The 1796-nt window shown below is 43.7% G+C and carries 2 protein-coding genes and 1 pseudogene; all 3 read left to right on the forward strand.

Annotation, left to right across the window (positions count from 1 at the left end):
* A pseudogene (locus UC75_RS21355) lies at nucleotides 1-135 on the forward strand (MFS transporter); the annotation flags it as partial.
* A gap of 19 nt (nucleotides 136-154) precedes the next feature.
* Nucleotides 155-1000, forward strand: coding sequence for a transketolase (locus UC75_RS11530; RefSeq protein WP_128825268.1), 846 nt, complete (start codon nucleotides 155-157; stop codon nucleotides 998-1000).
* A gap of 10 nt (nucleotides 1001-1010) precedes the next feature.
* A partial coding sequence (locus UC75_RS11535; protein WP_228137308.1) for a transketolase family protein occupies nucleotides 1011-1796 on the forward strand: 786 nt, incomplete at its 3' end.

Below are 1796 nucleotides of genomic sequence, written 5' to 3' on the forward strand. Positions count from 1 at the left end.
TGCTCACCTTATTTAATCGGTTGGGTCACCACCAACACAGGTTCAAATGCAATCGGCATGTTCTTAATCACAGCAGTATTAATTTTCGGTGCCAGTCTGGTTCTGCGTGTTCCAGCAAAACTGGTCAATCGTTAATAAGGAATAGTAAATGACAATGTTAAATATTAATAAAGTAGGCCAAATTGCAGAGTTGCAACAACGTGCCTACAACATTCGCCAGCATGCTTTACGTATGGGGCAAGTACAAGGCCAAGGCTATGTTGGACAAGCTTTAGGTGCAGCAGATCTACTGGCAGTATCTTATTTCCATGCTATGAAATATCAGCCAGAAAACCCTGAATGGGAAGGTCGTGACCGTTTTTATCTCTCTATTGGGCACTATGCAATTGCACTCTATGCAGCCTTGATTGAAGCAAAAATTATTCCGCTTGAAGAACTTGAAACTTATGGAGCAGATGACAGTCGTCTACCGATGTCGGGCATGGCTTCATATACACCAGGCATGGAAATTACAGGTGGTTCATTGGGGCATGGTCTTGGAATTGCAGTCGGCGCATGTTTAGGACTGAAACAGAAAAAGTCGGATGCTTTTGTGTATAACTTACTGTCCGATGGTGAGTTAAATGAAGGCTCAACATGGGAGGCGGTTATGTCTGCTTCTCATTGGAAATTAAATAACTTGATTGCCATTATTGATGTGAATAATCAGCAGGCAGATGGGCACTCCAGCGAAATTTTAGCGTTTGAACCCATTGTAGACCGTTGGCAGTCATTTGGTTGGTACACCCAACGCGTAGATGGCAATGACGTGGAAGCTTTACTTACGGCATTCGACCAAGCACGAAACCATAAAGGAGCATGCCCACGCGTCATTATTTGTGACACCAAAATGGGTAAGGGTGTGTCGTTCTTGGAAAGCCGCGAAAAAACACACTTCATTCGTGTTGATGAACATGAGTGGGATGATGCTTTAAATATTTTGACCCACTACGGACAATAAGGAATACACCATGAGCCAGTTAGCCAATCCTCCTAAGAAAAAACTAACCACTTCGGCAATGATTGCTTCTATTGCTGCCGAGGGCCAACCGACCAAACCCGCACCATTTGGACATGCACTGAATGCCTTGGCAAAAGAGCGTGACGATATCGTAGGTTTGTCAGCAGATTTATCTAAATACACTGACCTACATATCTTTGCTAAAGAAAACCCAGACAAGTTTTTCCAAATGGGCATGGCAGAACAACTTTTGATGAGTGCAGCAGCAGGACTTGCTCGTGAAGGATTTGTTCCCTTTGCGACTACCTATGCTGTGTTTGCATCACGGCGTGCCTACGATTTTATTTGTATGGCGATTGCGGAAGATAACCTGAATGTGAAAATTGTAGCAGCTCTTCCGGGATTAACCACGGGTTATGGCCCAAGTCATCAGGCAACGGATGATATTGCCATTTTTCGTGCAATGCCGAACTTGATGGTTATCGATCCATGTGATGCCTTAGAAATTGAACAGGCGATTCCTCAGATTGCCGCTCATAATGGCCCTGTATATATGCGTTTATTGCGTGGACAGGTTCCATTAGTGCTCGATAAATACAATTACCAGTTTAAATTAGGTAAGGCACAGGTGATTAAACCGGGTAAAGACTTACTCATCATTTCCACTGGTTTATTGACCATGCGTGCGCTTGAGGCAGCCGAAGAGCTTGAAAAAGAGGGCATTGAGGTTTCAGTGCTACATGTACCGACCATTAAGCCTCTAGATGAACAAACTATTTTAGATGAAGTCGCAAAA

It is taken from the genome of Acinetobacter sp. V2, from assembly GCF_001188385.1.
Classification (GTDB): Bacteria; Pseudomonadota; Gammaproteobacteria; order Pseudomonadales; family Moraxellaceae; genus Acinetobacter; species Acinetobacter oleivorans.